Source organism: Streptomyces sp. NPDC093260 (genome assembly GCF_040683715.1).
Lineage (GTDB): Bacteria > Actinomycetota > Actinomycetes > Streptomycetales > Streptomycetaceae > Streptomyces > Streptomyces sennicomposti.
Window position 1 is genome coordinate 59945 of record NZ_JBFBEK010000012.1, and the last position, 21670, is coordinate 81614.

General features: G+C 72.9%; 20 protein-coding genes, 1 tRNA gene and 2 riboswitches. Of the genes, 14 read left to right on the top strand and 7 right to left on the bottom strand.

Going from position 1 to position 21670, the window contains the following annotated elements; genetic code table 11:
• Positions 1-89 precede the first annotated feature (89 nt).
• A complete protein-coding gene (locus AB0N63_RS17355; RefSeq protein ID WP_365529839.1) occupies positions 90-695 on the top strand; it encodes a GPP34 family phosphoprotein in 606 nt (201 codons plus the stop codon).
• A 51-nt stretch (positions 696-746) separates the two neighbouring features.
• On the opposite strand, the gene AB0N63_RS17360 is transcribed toward AB0N63_RS17355, so the two are convergent.
• Positions 747-1106 (bottom strand): cupin domain-containing protein, encoded by a 360-nt coding sequence (locus tag AB0N63_RS17360; RefSeq protein WP_365529840.1) that lies wholly within the window; start codon positions 1104-1106, stop codon positions 747-749.
• Positions 1107-1351: 245 nt separating this feature from the next.
• Between AB0N63_RS17360 and AB0N63_RS17365 the strand changes: the two genes are divergently transcribed.
• The 3 genes from AB0N63_RS17365 to AB0N63_RS17375 all read left to right on the top strand — a co-directional run bounded on the left by AB0N63_RS17365 (position 1352) and on the right by AB0N63_RS17375 (position 2822).
• On the top strand, positions 1352-1864 hold the full coding sequence (locus AB0N63_RS17365) for a hypothetical protein (protein WP_365529841.1): 513 nt from the start codon (positions 1352-1354) through the stop codon (positions 1862-1864).
• 266 nt (positions 1865-2130) lie between these two features.
• Complete coding sequence (locus AB0N63_RS17370) at positions 2131-2658, top strand: MarR family transcriptional regulator (RefSeq protein WP_365529842.1); 528 nt, start codon at positions 2131-2133, stop codon at positions 2656-2658.
• 90 nt (positions 2659-2748) lie between these two features.
• Positions 2749-2822 (top strand) — tRNA-Pro (locus AB0N63_RS17375).
• 347 nt (positions 2823-3169) lie between these two features.
• Here AB0N63_RS17375 and AB0N63_RS17380 read toward each other — a convergent pair.
• On the bottom strand, positions 3170-3535 hold the full coding sequence (locus tag AB0N63_RS17380; RefSeq protein ID WP_365529843.1) for a metalloregulator ArsR/SmtB family transcription factor: 366 nt from the start codon (positions 3533-3535) through the stop codon (positions 3170-3172).
• 80 nt (positions 3536-3615) lie between these two features.
• Positions 3616-3826, top strand: a riboswitch (cobalamin riboswitch).
• 27 nt (positions 3827-3853) lie between these two features.
• On the opposite strand from AB0N63_RS17380, the gene AB0N63_RS17385 reads away from it, so the two are divergent.
• The 10 genes from AB0N63_RS17385 (at position 3854) to AB0N63_RS17430 (ending at position 14184) form a co-directional block, all read left to right on the top strand.
• Positions 3854-4981 (top strand): HoxN/HupN/NixA family nickel/cobalt transporter, encoded by a 1128-nt coding sequence (locus tag AB0N63_RS17385; RefSeq protein WP_365529844.1) that lies wholly within the window; start codon positions 3854-3856, stop codon positions 4979-4981.
• A 952-nt stretch (positions 4982-5933) separates the two neighbouring features.
• On the top strand, positions 5934-6074 hold the full coding sequence (locus AB0N63_RS17390) for a putative leader peptide (protein WP_365529845.1): 141 nt from the start codon (positions 5934-5936) through the stop codon (positions 6072-6074).
• 102 nt (positions 6075-6176) lie between these two features.
• Positions 6177-7058, top strand: a complete 882-nt coding sequence (locus AB0N63_RS17395; RefSeq protein ID WP_365529846.1) for a glutathione S-transferase C-terminal domain-containing protein — start codon at positions 6177-6179, stop codon at positions 7056-7058.
• Between the two features lie 75 nt (positions 7059-7133).
• Positions 7134-7243: riboswitch (SAM riboswitch) on the top strand.
• 34 nt (positions 7244-7277) lie between these two features.
• Positions 7278-7421, top strand: coding sequence for a hypothetical protein (locus tag AB0N63_RS17400; protein ID WP_158694059.1), 144 nt, complete (start codon positions 7278-7280; stop codon positions 7419-7421).
• A gap of 186 nt (positions 7422-7607) precedes the next feature.
• Positions 7608-8627 (top strand): amino acid ABC transporter permease, encoded by a 1020-nt coding sequence (locus AB0N63_RS17405; protein ID WP_365529847.1) that lies wholly within the window; start codon positions 7608-7610, stop codon positions 8625-8627.
• On the top strand, positions 8624-9427 hold the full coding sequence (locus AB0N63_RS17410; RefSeq protein ID WP_365529848.1) for an amino acid ABC transporter ATP-binding protein: 804 nt from the start codon (positions 8624-8626) through the stop codon (positions 9425-9427). Before AB0N63_RS17405 ends, AB0N63_RS17410 begins: the two co-directional genes overlap by 4 nt.
• Before the next feature lie 85 nt (positions 9428-9512).
• Positions 9513-10538, top strand: coding sequence for an ABC transporter substrate-binding protein (locus tag AB0N63_RS17415; RefSeq protein WP_365529849.1), 1026 nt, complete (start codon positions 9513-9515; stop codon positions 10536-10538).
• Positions 10539-10580: 42 nt separating this feature from the next.
• The gene (locus tag AB0N63_RS17420; protein ID WP_365529850.1) at positions 10581-11786 is read left to right on the top strand and encodes an LLM class flavin-dependent oxidoreductase; all 1206 of its coding nucleotides are present in this window, start codon (positions 10581-10583) and stop codon (positions 11784-11786) included.
• Between the two features lie 20 nt (positions 11787-11806).
• Positions 11807-13180 (top strand): NtaA/DmoA family FMN-dependent monooxygenase, encoded by a 1374-nt coding sequence (locus AB0N63_RS17425; RefSeq protein WP_365529851.1) that lies wholly within the window; start codon positions 11807-11809, stop codon positions 13178-13180.
• Entirely contained in the window at positions 13177-14184 is a 1008-nt protein-coding gene (locus AB0N63_RS17430) for an LLM class flavin-dependent oxidoreductase (protein ID WP_365529852.1), read from the top strand. Before AB0N63_RS17425 ends, AB0N63_RS17430 begins: the two co-directional genes overlap by 4 nt.
• Before the next feature lie 443 nt (positions 14185-14627).
• On the opposite strand, the gene AB0N63_RS17435 is transcribed toward AB0N63_RS17430, so the two are convergent.
• From AB0N63_RS17435 to AB0N63_RS17455, 5 genes are all read right to left on the bottom strand, one after another.
• Positions 14628-15947 carry a cytochrome P450 gene (locus AB0N63_RS17435; RefSeq protein WP_365529853.1) on the bottom strand — a complete coding sequence of 440 codons (1320 nt, stop codon included), beginning with the start codon at positions 15945-15947 and terminating at the stop codon, positions 14628-14630.
• A gap of 279 nt (positions 15948-16226) precedes the next feature.
• Complete coding sequence (locus tag AB0N63_RS17440; RefSeq protein ID WP_365529854.1) at positions 16227-18446, bottom strand: NADP-dependent isocitrate dehydrogenase; 2220 nt, start codon at positions 18444-18446, stop codon at positions 16227-16229.
• Between the two features lie 151 nt (positions 18447-18597).
• Positions 18598-19095: a DUF4186 domain-containing protein gene (locus AB0N63_RS17445; protein WP_365529855.1), complete on the bottom strand. Its 498-nt coding sequence runs from the start codon at positions 19093-19095 to the stop codon at positions 18598-18600.
• Positions 19096-19332: 237 nt separating this feature from the next.
• On the bottom strand, positions 19333-20415 hold the full coding sequence (locus tag AB0N63_RS17450; RefSeq protein ID WP_365529856.1) for a mechanosensitive ion channel family protein: 1083 nt from the start codon (positions 20413-20415) through the stop codon (positions 19333-19335).
• 304 nt (positions 20416-20719) lie between these two features.
• On the bottom strand, positions 20720-21484 hold the full coding sequence (locus AB0N63_RS17455; RefSeq protein WP_365529857.1) for a crotonase/enoyl-CoA hydratase family protein: 765 nt from the start codon (positions 21482-21484) through the stop codon (positions 20720-20722).
• Positions 21485-21670 lie beyond the last annotated feature (186 nt).

A 21670-nucleotide genomic window follows, 5' to 3' on the forward strand; every position in this document is an offset into this window, starting at 1 on the left:
ACAGTCGGCCGGTAAGAGAACCGAGCGCCATGTCCCACGCCGGTCATCCGGCGGCGCAGTGTCGGACACGCCCTTTGACGGGGAGCACCATGAGCACACCGCGGGATCTGATGATCGTCGCCCTGGACGTGGCGCCCAGCCGGCCCCTGGGACGCGGAGACCTCTCGCTCGCCCTGGCCGGCGCCGAGGCCTACGACCTGCTCCGGACCGGGACCGTCCGGCTGCGGGGCGACCGTCTCGCGCCCCTGACCGGCCCCGACCCGGAGGACGGCCTGCTGGCCGAGGCCGCCGCCGCGCTCGTGCAAGAGGAGCCGTACGAGCCGCTGCCGGACTGGCTCTGGCGGCGCGGCCGCGGCCTGTCGTCGGCGTATCTCGCCGCGCTGGAGGCGGAGGGCCAGGTCACCTGGGAGCGCAGCCGCTGGCTGCCCTTCCGGGGCGGACGCACCGTGCTCAGCGACACCGAGGCCCGGCGGCGGGCGGCGTACCGGTGGGCTGCGGACGAACCGGTGCTGCTCGCGCTGGCCGCGGCCGTCGGGATCCGCGAGGAGCTGACCCCGGCGGACCCGGCGGTCGCCGACGACACGGCCCTCGCCGTCCTGGCCGCCGTCCACGACGCGGTGATGGAGCTGGAGGCCGTACGCCAGCGCCGCGCTATCGAGGCCGCGGCCTTCGCGAACGTGTGGCGGGGCGCGTGAGCCGGGCCGCCGAGGCCTGCGAGCGGCACCGGGCGCGCCGCCGGCGCGCCGTCAGAGGCTGATCGCGTACACCTTGCGCAGCGTCTCGTGCACCGTCCACGTCGTACGGTCGCCCGCGCGGAGCACCGCCAGGTCCCCGGGCCCCACGCGCAGGGTGGGGCCGCCCTCGACCTCGACGGTCGCCGAACCGCTGAGCACCACGAACATCTCGTCCGCCTCCGTGTCGGTGACGACGCCGGGGGTGATCTGCCAGATGCCGCGGATCTGGCGGCCGTCCGCCGACTCGTGCACCACCTTGCCGGTCACCTCGGGCGCCCCGGAGAGGATCTGCGCCGGGTCGAGCGGTTCGGGCACGAGGTCGGCGTCGGGCACATGGAGCGGGAAGCTGGCGAGCGGGAAGCTGTCGGTCATGCGCCGACCCTAACGGCGGCCACCGCCCCCGCGACCTGGACAGAGTGTGGGGGAGCGGGGCACCGGGACGGACACTTCGTCGCGCACGTGGAGGTGACGGGCGAGCGCCCGGCGCCGTTGACGCGTGCCCGGGAGCGCCGCACCGCTGTCGCGCCGCTGCGGGCCGTGCGAAGTGGCGTCCGCCGCAGGTCCGGGCGATCGTTGAGGGAACCGTCCCGCACGCCACGCCCGCGAAGAGAGCACCCATGGCGGACCCCACGGCGGCCGTCCCCCGGCGGCCGGCGCACGACGCCCGTTCCATGCTGCTGTTCGGCGGGGTCTACGGGGCCGTGGTGGCCAGCGCGATGGTCGCCGCGCTCACCTTCCACGGCCACGAGTCCGGCGCGAGCCGCCGATACGACGCCGCCTGGCTGCTGGTGACGGCCTTCGCCTCCGCCCTCGCGCACGGCTACGCCCACTACATCGCGGACCGCGGCCCGCACCGCCGCGGGCAGGTCCTGCGCGCCCTGGCCGCCGAGTGGCCGCTGGTGGCGGCGATGTTGCCCACCGTCCTCATCCTGGCGGGCGCGGGCTGGGGCTGGTGGCCGGCCGACGGCGTCGAGTACCCGGCCTTCACGCTCAACATCACCCTGCTGTTCGTCCTCGGCCTGCTGTCGGCCAGATGGGCGGGCCGCCGCTGGACGATCGCGCTGGCGACGGGTGTGGGGGACGCCCTGCTGGGGCTGTTCGTGGTCGTGGCCAACGCGATCATCAAGTAGGGGCAGAGGGTGGGGCGCTTCGGGGGGCGGATGTGACGCCGGTGGTGCGTCCCACGCCGGACGGGGTACCCGCGACACCGAAGGTGTGGTGCGAACTGGCCTGTGGCGCGGCTCGGTTGGGCCCGGCCCCGCACGAGCCGGCGAGCGCCGGGCGTCACACCGCGCGTGCCGCCGGCCGTCCGAGGGGGACGGCCGGCGGCCCCTGCTCACACTGTGCGCGTCCGCAAACTACTTGAGTAACGCAACGATATGGTAGGCTGGGGCGCATGCCCATTGCATCATCGCCGACCGGTCCCGTCTCGCCCGAGGTGGCCGAGATCGAGCGAGCGCTGACCCGGATCACCTACCTGAGCACGCGGGCCCGGCAGCACGAGAAGCTGATGGGCCTGGCGGGCGTGCCGCTGGACCGCGCGGCCGTGGCGCTGCTGCGCCAGATCGCCGACTCCGAGCCGCAGCGCCCCGGTGAACTGGCCAACCGGCTGGGCGTGGAAGCCTCCCACGTCACGCGGACGGTGCAGCAGCTGGAGAAGTCCGGTTACGTCTCCCGGGTCCCCGACCCCGACGACCGGCGCGCGCAGCGCATCCGCCTCACCGAGGCGGGCCGGGACGCCATCGCCCGGATCCGCGAGGTCGGCGCCCGTGGCATGGAGGCCGCCCTGTCCGGCTGGTCGGCCGGCGAACTGCGCCAGCTGGCCACCCTGTTCCACCGCATGGTCGACGACTTCGTCGCCTACGCCAAGGACGTGGACCCGGAGTCCGACTTCGCCGCCGAACCGACCGCGAGCCCCCGCTGAGCACCCGCCGGCCCTGACCCGCGCGGGGGCACCCGCTCACGTGCGGTAAGGTTTACCTGCGCGTTCGCGCGGTTCACCGCACGAACGCATCGGGACGTGGCGCAGCTTGGTAGCGCACTTGACTGGGGGTCAAGGGGTCGCAGGTTCAAATCCTGTCGTCCCGACTCGATGGAGTCGCAGATCAGAGGGCGGTTTCGGAGGAATCCGAAACCGCCCTCTGATCATTTCTGGGGACCAGGTGGGGACCAGCGTCCCTTGACTCGTGTCAGCAGGCGAGGACGGTCGGGGCTGGAGGTGATCCGTCCTGCGCTTCTGCCCGCCCGACCAGGCCGTCGCCACCCGCTACGACCATGACACGCAGGGGAACGGCAGGTGAGTGGTCGTCACTCCGGCCGGGTCGGATGGGTGGTCGGCGACGATCGGTGGCCTCCGGTCATGAAGCCAGGTGACTTCTGATGTGGTTCGACGGCAGGGTGGAGATGCCGACCGGACCGCCGTCCGCCTCTGTCCGTCAGGTGGCCCGGTCAAGTGGCTTGCAGCGCTCCAGCAGGTCGGAAGTGATCGGGTCGACGATCCGGTAGCGCACCACACGTCCCTCCTTCTCGCCCGCCACGACACCGGCGGCGCGCAGCAGGCGCAGGGCCTGGGAGACGGCGGGGTCGTTCATGCCGGTCGCGATCGCGAGGTCCGACACGGCGAGCGGGCCGGTTCGGTGCAGAGCCATGAGCAGGGCGAGGCGTCCGGGGTCGGAGAGCAGGGAGAACCGCTCGGCCCAGGCGTGGACGTGGCCGGGCTCACCGATGGCGGCGATGGCGTCGCAGACCCGGTGGCCGTCGATGGTGCGTCGGCCGGCGCGCTCTGAAGGGACCAGGTGCATGGGGCCATCTTCGCAGGCGGACGATTGTGATCTTGCGCACCTGCACGGCTGCGCAGCTATGCAGCAATGAGCGCAGCCTCCTATCGTGACCGGGCCGTGGTGCTCGGGAAGACCGGTGACGGTCCCTCGCTGGTGGAGGGATCCAGGCCGGAGCGGCCCTCGCCACTGTGATCGGGGAGTTTCCGTCCCAGTAGTGCACGGTCACTGTCCGCCGTCCGGCGGGTGGGAAGACCGGGACGGACACGCGCGTACCCGTAAGCCAGGAGACCGGCCACGGCGCTTCACGAAGTGATCCACGAGGTGCTGGAGCGTGACCGCATGACCCTGCCCACCGGACCCGCGGGACCTGCGGGACCCGCCGGACCCACCCGCCCCGCCGGCTTCCACTGGCGGCGTGAGGACACCGTCCGCACCGCCGGACTCCTGACGGTGATCGCCGCGCTGCACGTCGTGGCGTTCGGCGTCCTGTTCCTGCTCGTGGTGCCGGGGCACTACGAGATCGGTTCCAAGGCGTTCGGGATCGGCCTCGGCGTGACCGCGTACACCCTGGGCATGCGGCACGCGTTCGACGCCGACCACATCGCCGCCATCGACAACACCACCCGCAAGCTGATGGCCGACGGCAAGCGGCCGGTGTCGGTCGGCTTCTGGTTCGCGCTCGGCCACTCCAGCGTAGTGATCGTCATGGCGGCGCTGGTCGCGGGAGGCGCGCACGTCGCCGGCACCCTGCTCGACGACGACTCCCGCACCCACCAGACGCTCGGCGTGGTCGGCACGACCGTCTCCGGGACCTTCCTCTACCTCATCGCGGCGCTCAACCTCGTGGCCCTCGCCGGCATCCTGCGGGTCTTCCGGGCGATGCGATCGGGCACGTACGACGAGGAGGCGCTCGAAGCGCACCTGGACTCCAGGGGTTTCATGAACCGCGTCCTGGGCCGTTTCACCAGGTCGATCACCCGCCCCGGGCAGATGTACCCGCTGGGCTTCCTGTTCGGCCTCGGCTTCGACACCGCCACCGAGGTGACCCTGATGGTGATGGCGGGCAGCGGCGCGGCGGCGGGACTGCCGTGGTACGCGGTCCTGTGCCTGCCGCTGCTGTTCGCCGCGGGCATGAGCCTGTTCGACACGCTGGACGGCACCTTCATGAACTTCGCCTACCAGTGGGCGTTCTCCAACCCGGTGCGCAAGGTGTTCTACAACCTCACCATCACCGGCCTGTCCATCGCCGTCGCCTTCCTGATCGGCACCATCGAACTGGTCGGGGTGCTGCACGAGAAGCTCGATCTGACCGACGCGGTGACCGGCTGGATCGCTGACCTGGACCTGGACAACGTCGGGTACATCATCGTCGGCCTGTTCGTGGTCGTGTGGGCGGCCGCGCTGGGGTACTGGCGGCTGGCCAAGGTGGAGCAGAGGTGGGCGGCCCGTATCGCTGACGGCGGCTGACGACCGACGGGCGATCCCGGAGAACGGGCCGCCACACCTCCTGCGGAACGTGACGCGTGCCGCGATCGGGTGCCGGAACCCGCCGCCCTCCTGATCCGGCCACCGGCGGCGCGGCCTGTGTCTCGTAGCGGCACCGGCCGCCGACCGGATCGTGGGCGCGGGTCCGCAGAGCGGGCGAGATCCACAGCGCCTCGCCGTCCGGGGCGGTGGCGGACCGCAGCTCTGCCTGCGGCACAGGTGCCCCTGGCGACCTGCACGCGGCCCTCCGACAGGGCATCCGATCGGGACAGTGGAGCCTGGGACGGCCGGGCTCCCGCTCGCTGGCGGCCCTGCGGAGCTGTCTCCAGCCCGTTGCCGCCCAGACCGCACTCGGGGCCGGCGAGGGGCCCACGACCTCGCGAAGGCAGCTCTCGACCACCTGCAGAGCGCTGTCTTCTGACCGCCGCCCTGCCGGAAGACGCTTCGCGCCGCCTCGGCGCCGCCTGGTGCCGCGGAGCGGCCCAGCCGCAGGCCGAAGGCCGGTTTCGGAGGTGCCCGCGGCCCCGAAGGCGGCCCGGGCAGGGAGCCGAGGGGCCGTCGGCCGCGATGAGCACGCCGACCCCTTCGGGGTTCCGACACCGTGCTCCGGCAACCGGACACCGAGTTCCACAGCGCCGCCGCAGCAGGCGCACGGCACCGACCGCGGGCCCTCGGAGGAGGAGCGCTTGAGTGCTTCCCTCTGTCCGTCCCGGGTCGTGAGACGCGGGCGTGGGGCGGAGCGGAGGAGCCGGTGTGCGCTTAGGCCGTTTTCCCGCGCTGCTTCCCGGGTCGCCTGCGGTCGCTTCACTCCGGAGGCCGTCCCCCGGCCGCCATGGCCGTCTCACGTTCCGGACGGCGGCGTGCGCTCCTCTTGACTGGCACTCGGGGCGGCATGACACTCCAGTGAGGAATCCTAGTGAACAGGTAGGGAATCATGGGGCGCCTTGAGCCGGTCACCGACCGTGCGAGCCGCAGCCGTACGGCGCGGCCCTCGTCCCCGCGCACCGCGCCCCTGCTCACCTCCCGCCGTCACATCGATCTGCTGCGCGTCTCCAGCGCCGTCCCGCTGGCCTGAGCGCGGGGGCGGCACCCCCGCCGAACCGGCCGCCGCGGCCGTCACGACTCCGTCATCGCTTCCGCAGCGCGCGCGTCCGCGCGCCCGTACCCGGGGAGACCCATGTCCGTCACACCGCAGGCCGCCCACCCCGCCGCCCGGACCGCCCCCGCCTTCCGGGGCCGTATCGGCCGGGACCCGCGCAGCGGCCACTACGCCGTGCCGCGCCGCTACCGCCTCCATCTGTCCACCGCCTGCCCGCAGGGGCTGGCCATCGCCGTCACGCACAGCCTGCTCGGCATCGGCGACACCTGTCCGGTGACCTTCCTGCCCGCCGTCCCCGACTGTCCCGGCGGGCACACGGCACTGCGCCCGCTGTACGAGGCGAGCGCCCACCGCTACCAGGGGCCGGCCCTGGCGCCGGTGCTCAGCGACGACTGGTCCGGCCGGATCGTCAGCACCCACGCCCCCGACATCATGCGCGACCTGGACCAGCACTTCGGCGACGGCCGGGCCGCCCTCTACCCGCCCGCCGCCGAGGCCGGGATCCGCGCCGTCGAGCGGCTGTGCGCCCAGGGCGTCGACGAGGCGGCGCAGCGCGCCGGGCGGGCCGACGCCGGGCCCGAGGAGCGGGCCGAGGCGCTGGAGGCACTGCTCGGCGCACTGGGCGAACTGGACCGGATGCTCACCGGGAGCGAGTATGTGAGGGGCAATCAACTCACCGCTGCCGACGTGGTGTTGTGGGTGGCGCTGGTCCAGCTCGACACCGTGCACCGCCATCACCTCGACGCCCGGGCCGTGCACCGCGTCGCCGACCACCCGGCCCTGTGGGCGCACGCCCGCCGGCTCACCGCCCATCCCGCCTTCGGCGCCCACCTCGACCTCGACGGCATCGCCCGACGGCATCACGCCGGCTGCCGGGGCCTGGAGGCCGCCGGCTCGGCCGTCCAGATCCTGGACTGGCACGCCCACGCCGACGCCGCCCGACGCGCCCACCGGCCCTGATCGTCTCATTCGGCGTTCCATCAGGTGGACGACCGTTGACTTCGACGGGGACGCCTGACTTACTTACGCCAGAACGGTCATGAGCGTCAGCGACAAGCCCTGGCTCGCTGACCGGCAACCCTCGCGCCGCGGTGGGGTGCCCCAGGTGACGACCGGACCGGACGACGATTCGGTAAGCGCGAGGGCCCCACGGGGCCGGAACGGTGACAGGTGACGGACATGTACGCAGCTCCCCGGACGGCCCCGCGCCGCCCCCAGGGCTGCGTACCCCCCGCCGCACAGCTCCTCGTCGCCAACCGCGCCGTCGACCTGCTCCGGGTCAACAGCGCCCTGTGTACGGCGTCCGGCCGCAGCCGGGGCTGACGACCCACCGCAGCCCCCGGCTCCCTGCCGCACACCGCCCGAGCGGTGTGCCGTTGTCCGCCCAGCTCCCGGCCCCGTACGTCCCTGGCGCGCCGCCCCCACCGCGAGACGTCTCCCCGTCCTCGCGGTGCCGTGGGCCGCCCCCACCACGACGGGTCCCGGGTTCCCGACTCCGCTGGAGCCGCCATGAGTGAACTCCCGGGGACAGTCGTGTCCCTCGACGCCGCAGCCAAGACCCACGATCCGTCCGCCGAGGCCGCCACCGGTCTCGCCGCCCGCGAAACCGACCGCCCCGCGCACGCCCAGCGCGTCCAGCCGCTGCGCCGGCCCGGCCGGTGGATCGCCACCGCCGTCGTCCTCGTCCTGGCCGCCCAGTTCGTCCACGGGCTGGCGACCAACACGTTCTACCAATGGGACCGTTTCGCCTACTGGTTCACCCGCCCGACCATCCTGGAAGGCCTCCTCACCACCCTGGAGGTCACCGCCCTCAGCGCCGTCCTCGGCCTGCTCGGCGGCGTGCTGCTCGCGCTGGCCCGGCTCTCCCGCAACCCCGTCCTGCGCACGGTCGGCTGGCTCTACGTGTGGGCGTTCCGGTCCATCCCGCTGATCGTCGTCCTGATCTTCCTCTACAACTTCTCCGCGCTCTACCAGACCCTCAGCATCGGCGTCCCCTTCGGCCCGGCCATCTTCCGCTTCGAGGAGTCCCGCCTGGCCACCGACATGGCCGTCGCCGTCGTCGGACTCAGCCTCAACGAGGCCGCCTACGCCGCCGAGGTCGTCCGCGGCGGCGTCCTCTCCGTCGACCAGGGCCAGCACGAGGCCGCCGCCGCCCTGGGCCTGCCCCGTGGCTACCGCTTCACCCGCATCGTCCTCCCGCAGGCCCTGCGCTCCATCGTGCCCAACTACGTCAACCAGCTCATCGGCCTGGTCAAGGCCACCTCGCTCGTCTTCTACGTCTCCCTGCTCGACCTGTTCGGCACCGCCCAGACCATGGGCTCCACCTACCCCGGCGACATCGTGCCGCTGCTGCTGGTGGTCACCGTCTGGTACCTGATCCTGACCAGCCTCTTCTCCGTCGTCCAGTTCTACGTCGAGCGTCACTACGCCCGCGGCGCCACCCGCACCCTGCCGCCCACCCCCCTCCAGAGACTGCGGACCGCCCTCACCACGGCCCGCACCCGCCTGCGCAGCGAGGCCGCGATATGAGCGCCGAAGTCCAGCTCCCCGCGGACAGCGACCGGAGTGCCCCGGCCGCCGTCGAGGTGCACGACGTGCACAAGTGGTACGGCGCCCACCGGGTGCTGAACGGCGTCGACCTGACGATCCGGCCAGGCGAGGTCACCGTCATCCTCGGCCCGTCCGGCTCCGGCAAGTCCACCCTGCTGCGGGTCGTCAACCACCTGGAGAAGCCCGAGGCCGGCCACGTCAGCGTGGGCGGGGAGCCCATCGGCGTACGCCGCGACGGCAAGCGACTGAAGGAGCTGAGCGAGCGGATCATCCTCGCCCAGCGCAGCCGCATCGGCTTCGTCTTCCAGAACTTCAACCTCTTCCCGCACCTGACCGCCCTGGACAACGTCGCCGCCGCACCCGTCGCCACCGGCCGCCTCAGCCGGGGCGAGGCCCGCGAACTCGCCCGGAACCTGCTGCACCGCGTCGGACTCGGCGACCGCGCCGGCGCCTATCCGAGGCAGCTGTCCGGCGGCCAGCAGCAGCGCGTCGCCATCGCCCGCGCCCTCGCGCTGCGCCCCGGCGTGATCCTCTTCGACGAGCCGACCTCCGCCCTCGACCCCGAACTCGTCGGCGAGGTGCTGTCCGTCATCAAGGACCTGGCGGCCGGCGGCACCACCCTCGTCATCGTCACCCACGAGATCGGCTTCGCCCGCGAGGTCGCCGACCGGGTCGTCTTCCTCGACGGCGGACGCGTCGTCGAACAGGGGCCGCCCGCCCAGGTGTTGGACAACCCGAGTCACCCGCGCACCAGGGACTTCCTGAGCAGGGTCCTCTGACCGCCGCCACCCGCCGACATCCCCACCGCGGCCCGCCGGGCCGCGCCCCCCCACGCCACACCGCCACACTCCGACAAGGACAGCCATGCCCGCCTCCCGCCTCCCCAGCCGGTTCCTGCGCCACCTCACCGCCACCGCCGCGGTCGCCTCCCTCGCCCTGTCCCTCGCCGCCTGCGGCGGCGACAGCGACGCGGCCACCACCACCGGCAGCGCCGCGGACGGCACGGTCACCGTGGGCCGGCTGTCCAACGGCGCCGCACGGCAGGCCACCCTCAAGGTGCCCGAGGTGAAGTCCCTCAACGCCGAACTGCCCTCCGCCGTGCGCAGGAGCGGCAAGCTCGTCATCGGCGTCGGCGCCCTGCCGGCGGGCTTCCCGCCGCTGGCGTACGTGGGCAGCGACCAGAAGACCCTCACCGGCGCCGAACCCGACCTCGGCCGCCTCGTCGCCGCCACCCTCGGCCTCGAGCCCGAACTGCGCAACTCCACCTGGGAGAACCTCTTCGTCGGCGTCGACAGCGGCAAGGTCGACGTCGCCTTCTCCAACGTCACCGACACCGAGGAGCGCAAGAAGAAGTACGAGTTCGCCTCCTACCGGCAGGACAACCTCGCCTTCGAGGTGCCCAAGAAGAGCACCTGGAGCTTCGGCGGCGACTACCAGAACCTCGCCGGCCGCACCGTCGCCGTCAGCTCCGGCACCAACCAGGAGAAGATCCTGCTGGAGTGGAAGGCGAAACTCGCCAAGGAGGGCAAGAAGCTCACCGTCAAGCACTACCAGGACTCCAACAGCACCTATCTGGCCCTGGCCAGCGGCAGGATCGACATCTACTTCGGCCCCAACCCCGGCATCGCCTACCACACGCGTCAGGTCGCGAACACGCCGCGCGCCACCCGCACCGCCGGCACGTTCTCCGGAGCCGGCGCCTCGCTCCAGGGCCTGATCGCGGCCACCGCGAAGAAGGGCAGCGGGCTGGCCAAGCCGGTCGCCGACGCCATCAACCACCTGATCGACGAGGGTACGTACGCCAAGTGGCTCGCCGCCTGGAACCTCTCCAACGAGGCCGTCGCCAAGGCCGAGATCAACCCGCCCGGCCTGCCGCTCGACAACTCCTGACCCGGCGCGCCCGCCGACCCCGTAGGAAGGAACAACCCACCCGTGTCCTCCACCCCTTCCGCACCCCTCCACCTCGCCGTGGCCCTCGACGGGGCCGGCTGGCACCCGGCCGCCTGGCGGGAGCCCGTCTCCCGCCCCCGCGAGCTGTTCACCGCCGGCTACTGGGCCGACCTGGTCGCCGAGGCCGAACACGGCCTGCTCGACTTCGTGACCTTCGAGGACGGTCTCGGCCTGCAGTCCTCGCACCCCTTCGGACCCGACGAGCGTACCGACCAGGTCCGCGGCCGGCTCGACGCGGTCCTGACCGCCGCCCGGATCGCCCCGCTGACCCGGCACATCGGCCTGGTGCCGACCGTCGTCGTCACCCACACCGAGCCGTTCCACATCTCCAAGGCGATCGCCACCCTCGACTACGTCAGCTCCGGCCGCGCCGGACTGCGGGTCCGGGTCGACGCCCGCCCGGACGAGGCCGCGCACTTCGGCCGCCGCACCGTTCCGGAGATCGACCTGGACGATCTGCCCGCCGCCCGGGAGGCGGTGGCCGGACTCTTCGAGGAGGCGGCCGACTACGTCGAGGTCGTCCGCCGGCTGTGGGACAGCTGGGAGGACGACGCCGAGATCCGCGACGTGGCCACCGGCCGCTTCGTCGACCGCGACAAACTCCACTACATCGACTTCGAGGGCCGCCACTTCAGCGTCAAGGGCCCCTCCATCACCCCCCGCCCGCCGCAGGGCCAGCCGCCCGTCAGCGCCCTCGCCCACCACACCGTGCCCTACCGGCTCGTGGCGCAGCAGACCGACATCGGCTACGTCACCCCGCAGGACGCCGACGAGGCCCGCGCGATCGTCGCCGAGATCCGCACCGAACAGGAGGCGGCCGGCCGGGACGGCGAACCGCTGCACGTCTTCGGCGACCTGGTCGTCTTCCTGGACGACGACGCCGCCACCGCGAGCGCCCGCCGCGACCGGCTCGACGAGCTGGCCGGCGAGCCGTACAGCGGCGACGCACCGGTCTTCACCGGCACCCCGGCACAACTGGCGGACAGGCTGCAGGAGCTGGCGGAGTCCGGGCTGACCGGGTTCCGGCTCCGGCCCGCCGTCGCCGGGCACGACCTGCCGGCCGTCAGCCGGAAGCTGGTGCCCGCACTCCAGCGCCGCGGCGCCTTCCGACAGGCCTACGAGGCCGACACCCTGCGGGGCCTGCTGGGCCTTGACCGCCCCGCCAACCGCTACGCCGCCACCGTCTGAGCCGGAGGAGAGAGACGACCATGAGCAAGCCGCTCAAGCAGATCCACCTGGCCGCGCACTTCCCCGGGGTCAACAACACCACCGTGTGGAGCGACCCGGCCGCCGGCAGCCATATCGAGTTCAGCTCCTTCGCCCACTTCGCGCGCACCGCCGAACGCGCCAAGTTCGACTTCCTGTTCCTCGCCGAGGGCCTGCGCCTGCGAGAACAGGGCGGAAGAATATACGACTTGGACGTCGTCGGCCGCCCCGACACCTTCACCGTCCTCGCCGCGCTGGCCGCCGTCACCGACCGGCTCGGCCTGACCGGCACCATCAACTCCACCTTCAACGAGCCCTACGAGGTGGCCCGTCAGTTCGCCAGCCTCGACCACCTCTCCGGCGGCCGCTCCGCCTGGAACGTGGTCACCTCCTGGGACGCCTTCACCGGCGAGAACTTCCGGCGCGGCGGCTTCCTGCCCAAGGAGGAACGCTACGCGCGCGCCAAGGAGTTCCTGGCCACCGCGGGCGAACTCTTCGACTCCTGGCACGGGGACGAGATCGTCGCCGACCCCGAGACCGGGGTCTTCCTGCGTGACGCCAGGGCCGGGGCCTTCGTCCACCAGGGCCCGCAGTTCGACATCCACGGCCGGTTCGACGTGCCGCGCTCGCCGCAGGGCCGGCCGGTGATCTTCCAAGCCGGGGACTCCGAGGAGGGCCGCGAGTTCGCCGCCTCCGACGCCGACGCCATCTTCAGCCGCCACGCCTCCTGGGACGACGGCCGCGCCTTCTACCGCGACGTCAAGTCCCGCCTGGCGAAGTACGGACGCCGGGACGACCAGTTGCTCATCCTGCCCGCCGCCACCTTCGTGCTCGGCGACACCGACGCCGAGGCCGAGGAACTCGCCCACGAGGTGCGCCGGCAGCAGGTCAGCGGCGCGACCGCGATCAAGCACCTGGAGTTCGTCTGGAACCGGGACCTCTCCTCGTACGACCCGGAGGGCCCGCTGCCCGACATCGACCCGGACACCGGCGAGGACCACATCGCGCGCGGCCGCGCCCAGGTCCGCATGTACCGGGACCCGCTGGCCACCGCCCGGGAGTGGCGCGAACTGGCCGCCGCCAACAACTGGTCCATCCGTGACCTGGTCATCCACACCGGCAACCGGCAGACCTTCGTCGGCTCGCCCGCCACCGTCGCGAAGACCATCAACGAGTTCGTCCAGGGCGACGTCTCCGACGGGTTCATCCTCGTTCCGCACATCACCCCCGGCGGCCTCGACGCGTTCGCCGACAAGGTCGTCCCGCTCCTCCAGGAACAGGGCGTCTTCCGCGCCGACTACGGGGGGACGACCCTGCGCGACCACCTCGGCCTCGACCACCCGGACGAGGCGCGCGAGCGCCGGGTGGCATCGTGAAGTTCCTCGCCATCACCCTGATCGCGCACCGCCCGGACCCCGTGACGGGGGTGCTCAAGTCCACCCACGAACGTTTCCGGGAAGTCCTCGACAACGCCCAACTCGCCGAGGAACTCGGCTTCGACGGCTTCGGCGTGGGGGAGCGCCACGAGCGGCCCTTCATCTCCTCCTCGCCGACGGTGGTGCTCAGCCATGTCGCCGCGCTCACCCGGCGCATCCGGCTGTTCACCGCGGTCACCACCCTGAGCCTGCTCGACCCGGTCCGCGCCTACGAGGACTACGCGACACTCGACCACCTCTCCGGCGGCCGCCTCGACCTCGTCATCGGCAAGGGCAACGGCACCGCCCAGCGCGAGCTGTTCCACGTCACACCCGAGGACCAGTGGGACCGCAACGCCGAGAGCTACGAGGTGTTCCGGCAGCTGTGGCGGCAGGACAAGGTCACCGCCAAGACCCGCTTCCGGCCCGAGCTGACCGACGCCGAGGTCTGGCCGCGCCCCTACCAGCAGCCGGTCCGGGTCTGGCACGGCAGTGCGACCAGCAAGGAGAGCGTCGACCTCGCCGCCCGCTACGGCGACCCGCTGTTCTCCGCGAACGTCACCCATCCCATCGAGCCCTACGCCGAGTTGATCGACCACTACCGTGAGCGCTGGGAGCACTACGGCCACGACCCGGCCCGGATCGCCGTCGGCGCGGGCTCGGCCGGCCTCCACGTCGCCCGCACCTCCCAGGAGGCCCTGGACGCCTACCGGCCCGTCTTCGAGAGCAACCTGGCGTTCCAGCGCGAGCACGGCCTGCCAGAGTGGAGCGAGGAGGACCGGGAGCTCGTCCAGGACCGCCTGGACACCCGGTTCGTGGGCTCCCCGGGCCGCGTCGCCGACCAGCTGGAGCAACTGCGCGACGCGACCGGCGCGGACGAACTCCTCGTCACCACCATCACCCACGACCACACGGCGCGGGTGCGGTCGTACGAACTCCTGGCCGAGGAGTGGGGCAGGCGGTGAGGAACGGCCGGGCGGACCACCGACGGTGCTCCGCCCGGCCCGCCCTCCCGTCCGGTGAGGCCCGTCCGGCCCGGGCCGCCGGGCGGGGCACGCTCGCCGGGCCGGGTGCGCTCCCGGTCCGGCGGGCCGGTCCCGTGCCGGCGCGCTCCCGGCCGCCCGGCCTGCCAGCCCCGCCCGGCCGGCATCCCGTCCGGCCGATGGCCTGGCGGTCGGCACCCTGGCCGGTAGGCGGCTTGCCCGGTCGGCGCCGTACCCGGTGGGCCCTCTGCCTGGTCGGCGTCCTGCCCAGCCGGTGGAGCGTCCGACCGGGCGCCCGGCCTTGCACTCCACCTACGACGCCTGCCGGTTCGGCTTCACCTACGCCTGCGCCTGCCGGTCCCCGCGCCACACCGGGCTGTCGAGTGCTCGCCGAACGGCCGTGGGCGCGAGCGCACCCGCGTCGCTCACCAGGTGACCGGCAGGGCCTGCGGGCCACGGATCATCGTCTGCCGGCGCCAGACGACCTGACCGGGCGAGACCGCGAGCCGCAGGCCGGGCAGCCGGTCCAGGAGCGTGTCGATCAGCAGCTCGGTCTGGAGCCGGGCGAGCACCGCGCCGGTGCAGTAGTGCGGGCCGTTGCCGAAGGACAGGTGCGGCCTCGGCTCGCGGTCCGGGTCGATGCGGTCCGGGTCCGCGAAGACGTCCGGGTCGCGGTTGGCGGCCAGATACGAGACGTAGACCGGCTCGCCCGCGGCGATGCGCACCCCGTGCAGCTCCACGTCCTCGAGCGCGATCCGGGCCAGGCCCACGGTGCTGCGGTGCGGGATGTGGCGCAGCAGCTCGTCCACGACGGGACCGCGCTCGTCCGGCCGCTCCCGCGTCCGCGCCATCAGCTCGGGTCGGGTCAGCAGCAGGTACAGCATCTGGCCGCAGTTGTGGGTGACGGCCTCGCCGCCGATCTGCAGCGGGCCGGCCAGGCCCACCGCCTCCTCCTCGGTGATCTCGCCCCGCCCCACGGCGGCGCCGAGCAGCGACAGGACGTCCTCGGCGGCGCTGCTTCGGCGCTCGCGCACGGTCCGCCTGATCCAGCCGTACATGCCCTCCTTGGCGCGGTCGGCGGCCTCGGCGCCGCCGCACATGGAGATGATCTGCCGGGTCCAGGCGTGCACCTGCTCGCGGTCGGAGGGCGGCACCCCCATGACCTCGCTGACCACCGCGATCGGGAACGGTTCGAGCACCCGCTCGACCAGATCGGCGGGGGGTCCCGCCTGGACCAGCGCGTCCACCAGCTCGTCCAGCAGTTCCTGCGCGCGGGGCCGCAGCCGTTTCATCGCGCCGACGGTGAAGGCCGCCGAGACCGGCTTGCGCAGCCGGTTGTGGTCGGGCTGGTCGGCCCAGGCCAGTGAGCCCGGACGCGGCTTGAAGTGCGGCGCCAGCCGGGTCACCTGCCGCCGGGTGACCTCCGCGCGGCTGAAGCGCGGATCGTTGGTGATCAGCTTCACGTCGTCGTAGCGGGTGGCCAGCCACGCCCAGCCCTCGCCGTGAGGCAGGCGTATCCGGGTGATCGGGCCCTCCCGCATCAGCTCCCGGAGCACCGGGTCGAACTCCGTGCCCGCCAGGTCGAGGGCGGGCCAGTCGCGTATCGGGGGCGGCGCGGGCTCCTCGGGGAGCGGGGCCACCTCGGTGATCTGAGCGATCTCGGTGATCCGAGTGACCTGGACGGCCGGGGCGGCAGGGCGCTGCGCCACCCGGTCGGGCGAGGGCGTGGTGATCTCCTGCGTCATACACCCACCCTCACCGCACCCCGCCCGCTTGTCGCGCGGGACCGCCCCGACGGGCGGCCATCCGAGTGGCCCCGGACCCGGCACAGCCCCGGCGGACGGGACGCGGGGGTGCGGGGGCGCCGCTGGGTCGGGGGCGCCGCTCCGTCCCGGGGGCGCGCCCATGGCGGGCAGGACCGGCGGCCCATGTCGCTCCGCCCCCGCCGGCACGGGTCCGGGCGGGGGCGGAGCAGGGGTTGGCGAGCGGTGCGTCCCGCGGGGACGGGACGCACCGGTGCCAGGTCAGCTCAGGGCGGCCAGGGCCTCGTTCCAGGTGGCCGACGGGCGCATGACCTCGGCCGCCTTGGCCGGGTCGGGCTGGTAGTAGCCGCCGATGTCGGCCGGCTTGCCCTGGACGGCGATCAGCTCCTCGACGATCTTCTGCTCGTTCGCGGCGAGCGTCTCGGCGAGCGGCGCGAACGCCTTGGCCAGGTCGGCGTCGTCGGTCTGCTCGGCCAGCTCCTGCGCCCAGTACAGGGACAGGTAGAAGTGGCTGCCGCGGTTGTCGATGCCGCCGACGCGACGGGTCGGGGACTTGTCCTCGTTGAGGAAGGTCGCCGTGGCCCGGTCCAGGGTGTCGGCGAGGACCTTGGCCTTGCTGTTGCCGGTGGCCTCGGCGTACTGCTCCAGGGACGGCACCAGGGCGAAGAACTCGCCGAGGGAGTCCCAGCGCAGGTAGTTCTCCTTGACCAGCTGCTGCACGTGCTTGGGCGCGGAGCCGCCGGCGCCGGTCTCGAACAGGCCGCCGCCCGCCATCAGCGGGACGACCGACAGCATCTTGGCGCTGGTGCCCAGCTCCAGGATCGGGAACAGGTCGGTCAGGTAGTCGCGCAGCACGTTGCCGGTGACGGAGATCGTGTTCTCGCCGCGGCGGATGCGCTCCACCGACAGCTTGGTGGCCTCCACCGGGGACAGGATCTTGATGTCCAGGCCCTCGGTGTCGTGCTCCGGCAGGTACTCCTTGACCTTGGCGATCAGGTTGGCGTCGTGGGCGCGGGTCTCGTCCAGCCAGAAGACGGCCGGGTCGCCGGTGGCCCGGGCGCGGGTGACGGCCAGCTTGACCCAGTCGCGGATCGGCGCGTCCTTGGTCTGGCAGGCGCGGAAGATGTCGCCGGCGGACACCGTCTGCTCCAGCACCACGGTGCCGTCCTGGTCGACCAGGCGGACCGTGCCGGTGGTGGCGACCTCGAAGGTCTTGTCGTGGGAGCCGTACTCCTCGGCCTTCTGCGCCATCAGACCGACGTTCGGCACGGAGCCCATGGTCGACGGGTCGTAGGCGCCGTTGGCGCGGCAGTCGTCGATGACGGCCTGGTAGACGCCCGCGTAGGAGGAGTCCGGGAGGACGGCGAGGGTGTCGTGCTCCTGGCCGTCGGGGCCCCACATGTGGCCCGAGGTGCGGATCATGGCCGGCATCGAGGCGTCCACGATCACGTCGGAGGGCACGTGCAGGTTGGTGATGCCCTTGTCGGAGTCGACCATGGCCAGCTCCGGGCCCTCGGCCAGCTCGGCGTCGAAGGACGCCTTGATCTCGGCGCCCTCCGGCAGGCCCTCCAGCCCCTTGAAGATGCCGCCCAGACCGTCGTTCGGGGTCAGACCGGCCGCGGCGAGCGTCTCGCCGTACTTCGCGAACGTCTTCGGGAAGAAGGCGCGCACCACGTGACCGAAGACGATCGGGTCGGAGACCTTCATCATCGTGGCCTTCAGGTGCACGGAGAACAGCACGCCCTCCTGCTTGGCGCGGGCGATCTGCTCCGTGAGGAACTCGCGCAGCGGCGCGACGTGCATCACGGAGGCGTCGACGACCTCGTCCTTCAGCACGGGCACGGACTCGCGCAGCACGGTGGTCGTGCCGTCGTCGCCGACCAGCTCGATGCGCAGCGCGCCGTCCTCGGCGATCACCGCGGACTTCTCGGTGGAGCGGAAGTCGTCCACGCCCATGGTGGCCACGTTCGTCCGGGACTCCGAGGTCCAGGCGCCCATGCGGTGCGGGTGGGTCTTGGCGTAGTTCTTCACCGAGGCCGGGGCGCGGCGGTCGGAGTTGCCCTCGCGCAGGACCGGGTTGACCGCGGAGCCCTTGACCTTGTCGTAGCGGGCGCGGATCTCGCGCTCCTCGTCGGTCTTCGGGTCGTCCGGGTAGTCCGGCAGCGCGTAGCCCTGCGCCTGCAGCTCGGCGACGGCGGCCTTGAGCTGGGGGATGGAGGCCGAGATGTTCGGCAGCTTGATGATGTTGGCGGCGGGCGTCTTGGCCAGTTCGCCCAGCTCGGAGAGCGCGTCGGGAATCCGCTGGTCCTCGGTCAGGTACTCCGGGAACACGGCGATGATGCGCCCGGCCAGCGAGATGTCACGGGTCTCCACAGGCACACCGGCCTGCGAGGCGTACGCCTTGACCACCGGCAGGAAGGAATACGTCGCCAGGGCCGGGGCCTCGTCAGTGTGTGTGTAGATGATGCTCGAGTCAGTCACCGGGTGCTCCGCTCCACGTCCACGTCTGCAACATTGCTCGACATCAAGATATCTCGTGATCGGGCCCGGCTCGACAGGGGTCCGCCCCGGAACTTCGCCGTGGCCAGGTCCCGACCCCGCGCCGCGGGCCGCCGTCGCGCGGCGAGGTGCCTCACGCGCCCGCCACCTCGCGCTCGATCCAGCGGCAGATCACCTCGACGACGTAGGCCCGCTCGGCCCGGCTCAGCTCGCGCCCCTTGGGGATCTCGTGCCAGCGCCGCAGGCAGCTCCGGCAGCAGGTCGCGGTGGCGTGCTGCGCGACGAAGACCGGGTGCCCCCGGTAGGGCGTCTGCTTGCCGTCCTTGTACGGCTCGGCCGGCGCCAGCCGCTTGGCGATGAGGTCCCGCGCGTGCCACCGCAGGGTGGCGGGGCCGTGCAGCCGGGCCGTGACGAGGTCCCGGCCGCGGAGGTGGAACTTGGCGCGGAAGGGCTGCCGCCCGATGGCGTCGATCCGCCGGTCCAGACCGGCGGCCGACGGCGGGGCGGGGACGGAGCCGGGGGCAGCGACGGGGGACGGGCCGGTCGCCGGGTGCGGCCCCGGTCCGGCCGTCGGGACGGGTGTGGGGCCGGGCGCCGGGGCCGGTGCGGGGGTGTCGGAGGAGGAAGTCATGCTCCTTCGAGCATATGGCCGAGCGTGCCGTACCGCCGGACCGCACGGATCCGGCCGCTCGTGGCCGGCCCCTCACGGCTGACCGGAGACGGCCGCGCCGTACCGCACGGGAGCGGCCGCCTGAGACCGGACACCACCCGCCGCACCCCGCGGACCCGCACCCCGCGGACCCGCGCCCCCGCGGACCCGCGCCCCCGCGCCCCCCGGGCGGACCTACCCCCCGCAGACCACGTGCCCTCAGTTCACCCCCGTCCCCGCGTCCGCGCCGCTGCGCTGGTGCGGTATGGCGACCGCGCCCTGGTGCAGGGTCACCGTGCGCGTCGGGGCCGGGACGGTGACGCCCTCGTCGCGGTAGCGGCGGTGCAGCCGCTTGATGAACTCGTGCTTGATCCGGTACTGGTCGCTGAACTCGCCCACGCCCAGGATGACCGTGAAGCCGATCCGGGAGTCGCCGAAGGTGTGGAACCGGATCGCGGGCTCGTGCTCCGGCAGCGCGCCGGTGATCTCGCGCATCACCTCGGCGACCACCTCCAGCGTCACCCGCTCGACGTGCTCCAGGTCACTGTCGTAGCCCACCCCCACCTGCACCAGGATCGTCAGCTGCTGCTCGGGCCGGGTGAAGTTGGTCATGTTCGTCTTGGCGAGCTGGCCGTTGGGGATGACGACCAGGTTGTTGGAGAGCTGGCGGACCGTCGTCTGCCGCCAGTTGATGTCCTCGACGTACCCCTCCTCGCCCGTGCTCAGCCGGATGTAGTCACCGGGCTGGACGGTCTTGGAGGCGAGGATGTGGATGCCGGCGAAGAGGTTGGCGAGGGTGTCCTGGAGGGCCAGGGCCACCGCCAGACCGCCCACACCCAGGGCGGTGAGCAGGGGCGCTATCGAGATGCCCAGGGTCTGCAGCACCACCAGGAAGCCGATCGCCAGCACCAGTATCCGGGTGATGTTGACGAAGATCGTGGCCGAACCGGCGACCCCGGAACGGGACTGCGTCACCGACCGCACCAGTCCGGCCACGACACGGGCCGCGGAGAGGGTCACCACGAGGATGATCCACACGGTCAGGCCCTGGTTGACGTGGTGCTGCACCGACCGGTGCAGCGGCAGGACCGCCGCGGCGGCCGCCACGCCGCCCGCGATCGACGCCCACGGCACCACCGTGCGCAGCGCGTCCACGACGACGTCGTCACCGCTCCACTTGGTCCGCTTGGCGTGCTTGGCCAGCCACCGCAGCACCGTGCGGGACAGGAACGCCCCGGCCAGCCCCGCGGCCACGGCGATGCCGGCGAGGGTGAGATCGTCCAGGGTCATGGCGCGGTTCATCGGCGACCTCCGGGGGAACGCTCTGCGGCGCGCGGGGCGGCCGCCGCCGGCCGGAAGTGAAGTTGCGTCACGTTGTCACCTGCTCGATTGCGGGATGTGCGAACGCGCCGCCGGTCCCAGGGGACTTGGGGTGTTCCGCGTACGGCGCGCCCGCTCATCCTGCCGTATCCGGCAGGGCGGTCCGCACCGCGACGGCCTGCCTGACGCCCATCGCCCTCGACGGCTCACCGCCCCCCACGCCCCCACACCCCGCCCGCTCCCGGCACCTCGCCGACTCCCCGCCGCTCGCCCGGCCCCCGCCGGCTCACCCGTCCCCGAACGCGCCGTGCCGCCCCGCCCCCGCCGCGAACCGTCCGGCGCCCTCGACGCCGGCCGGCAACACGGCGGCCCCGTACCGCAGTTCACGGCGCATCGCCTCGTCCTCCGGCAGCCCCTCCTGGTCCAGGGCGGAGGCGCGGTCGGAGCGCAGGCACTCCTGCGGGAACCGGGCGATGCCGGCGGCCAGCCGCTCCGCCTCGGCGCGGGCCCGCCCGGTCGGCACGACTCGGTTCGCGAGCCCCATCTCGTACGCCTCCCGGGCCGGGACCGGGCGACCGGTGAGGATCAGGTCCATCGCGCGCCCGGCCCCGATCAGCCGGGGCAGCCGGACCGTGCCGCCGTCGATCAGCGGCACGCCCCAGCGGCGGCAGAACACCCCGAACACGGCGTCCTCCTCGGCCACCCGCAGATCGCACCAGAGGGCCAGCTCCAGCCCGCCGGCCACCGCGTGCCCGGCGACGGCCGCGATCACCGGCTTGGACAGCCGCATCCGGGTCGGCCCCATCGGGCCGTCGCCGTCCTCGGCGACCCGGTTGCCGCGCTCGGTGCCGACCGCCTTCAGGTCCGCGCCCGCGCAGAACGTGCCGCCCTCGCCCCACAGCACCGCGACCCTGGCCTCCTCGTCGGCCTCGAACTCCCGGAAGGCGGCGGAGAGTTCGGCAGCGGTGGGACCGTCCACCGCGTTGCGCGCGGCCGGCCGGGACAGCACGACCGTGGTGACGTATCCCTGGCGCTCGACACGGACCGGCATGACGGTGGCCTCCTTCGGCGGGACGGGAACGGCAGGCTACTCCCGGTCGCCCACACCCGGCCGATCACACCCGCGTGCCGCCGGTCTCGTCCGCATGCGGCCGACCTCACTCCCACCGGACCGCGCGCACCCGCCTCCCGATCACATCTGTCACACCGGCACCGCACCGTTGACCTCGACGTCGCT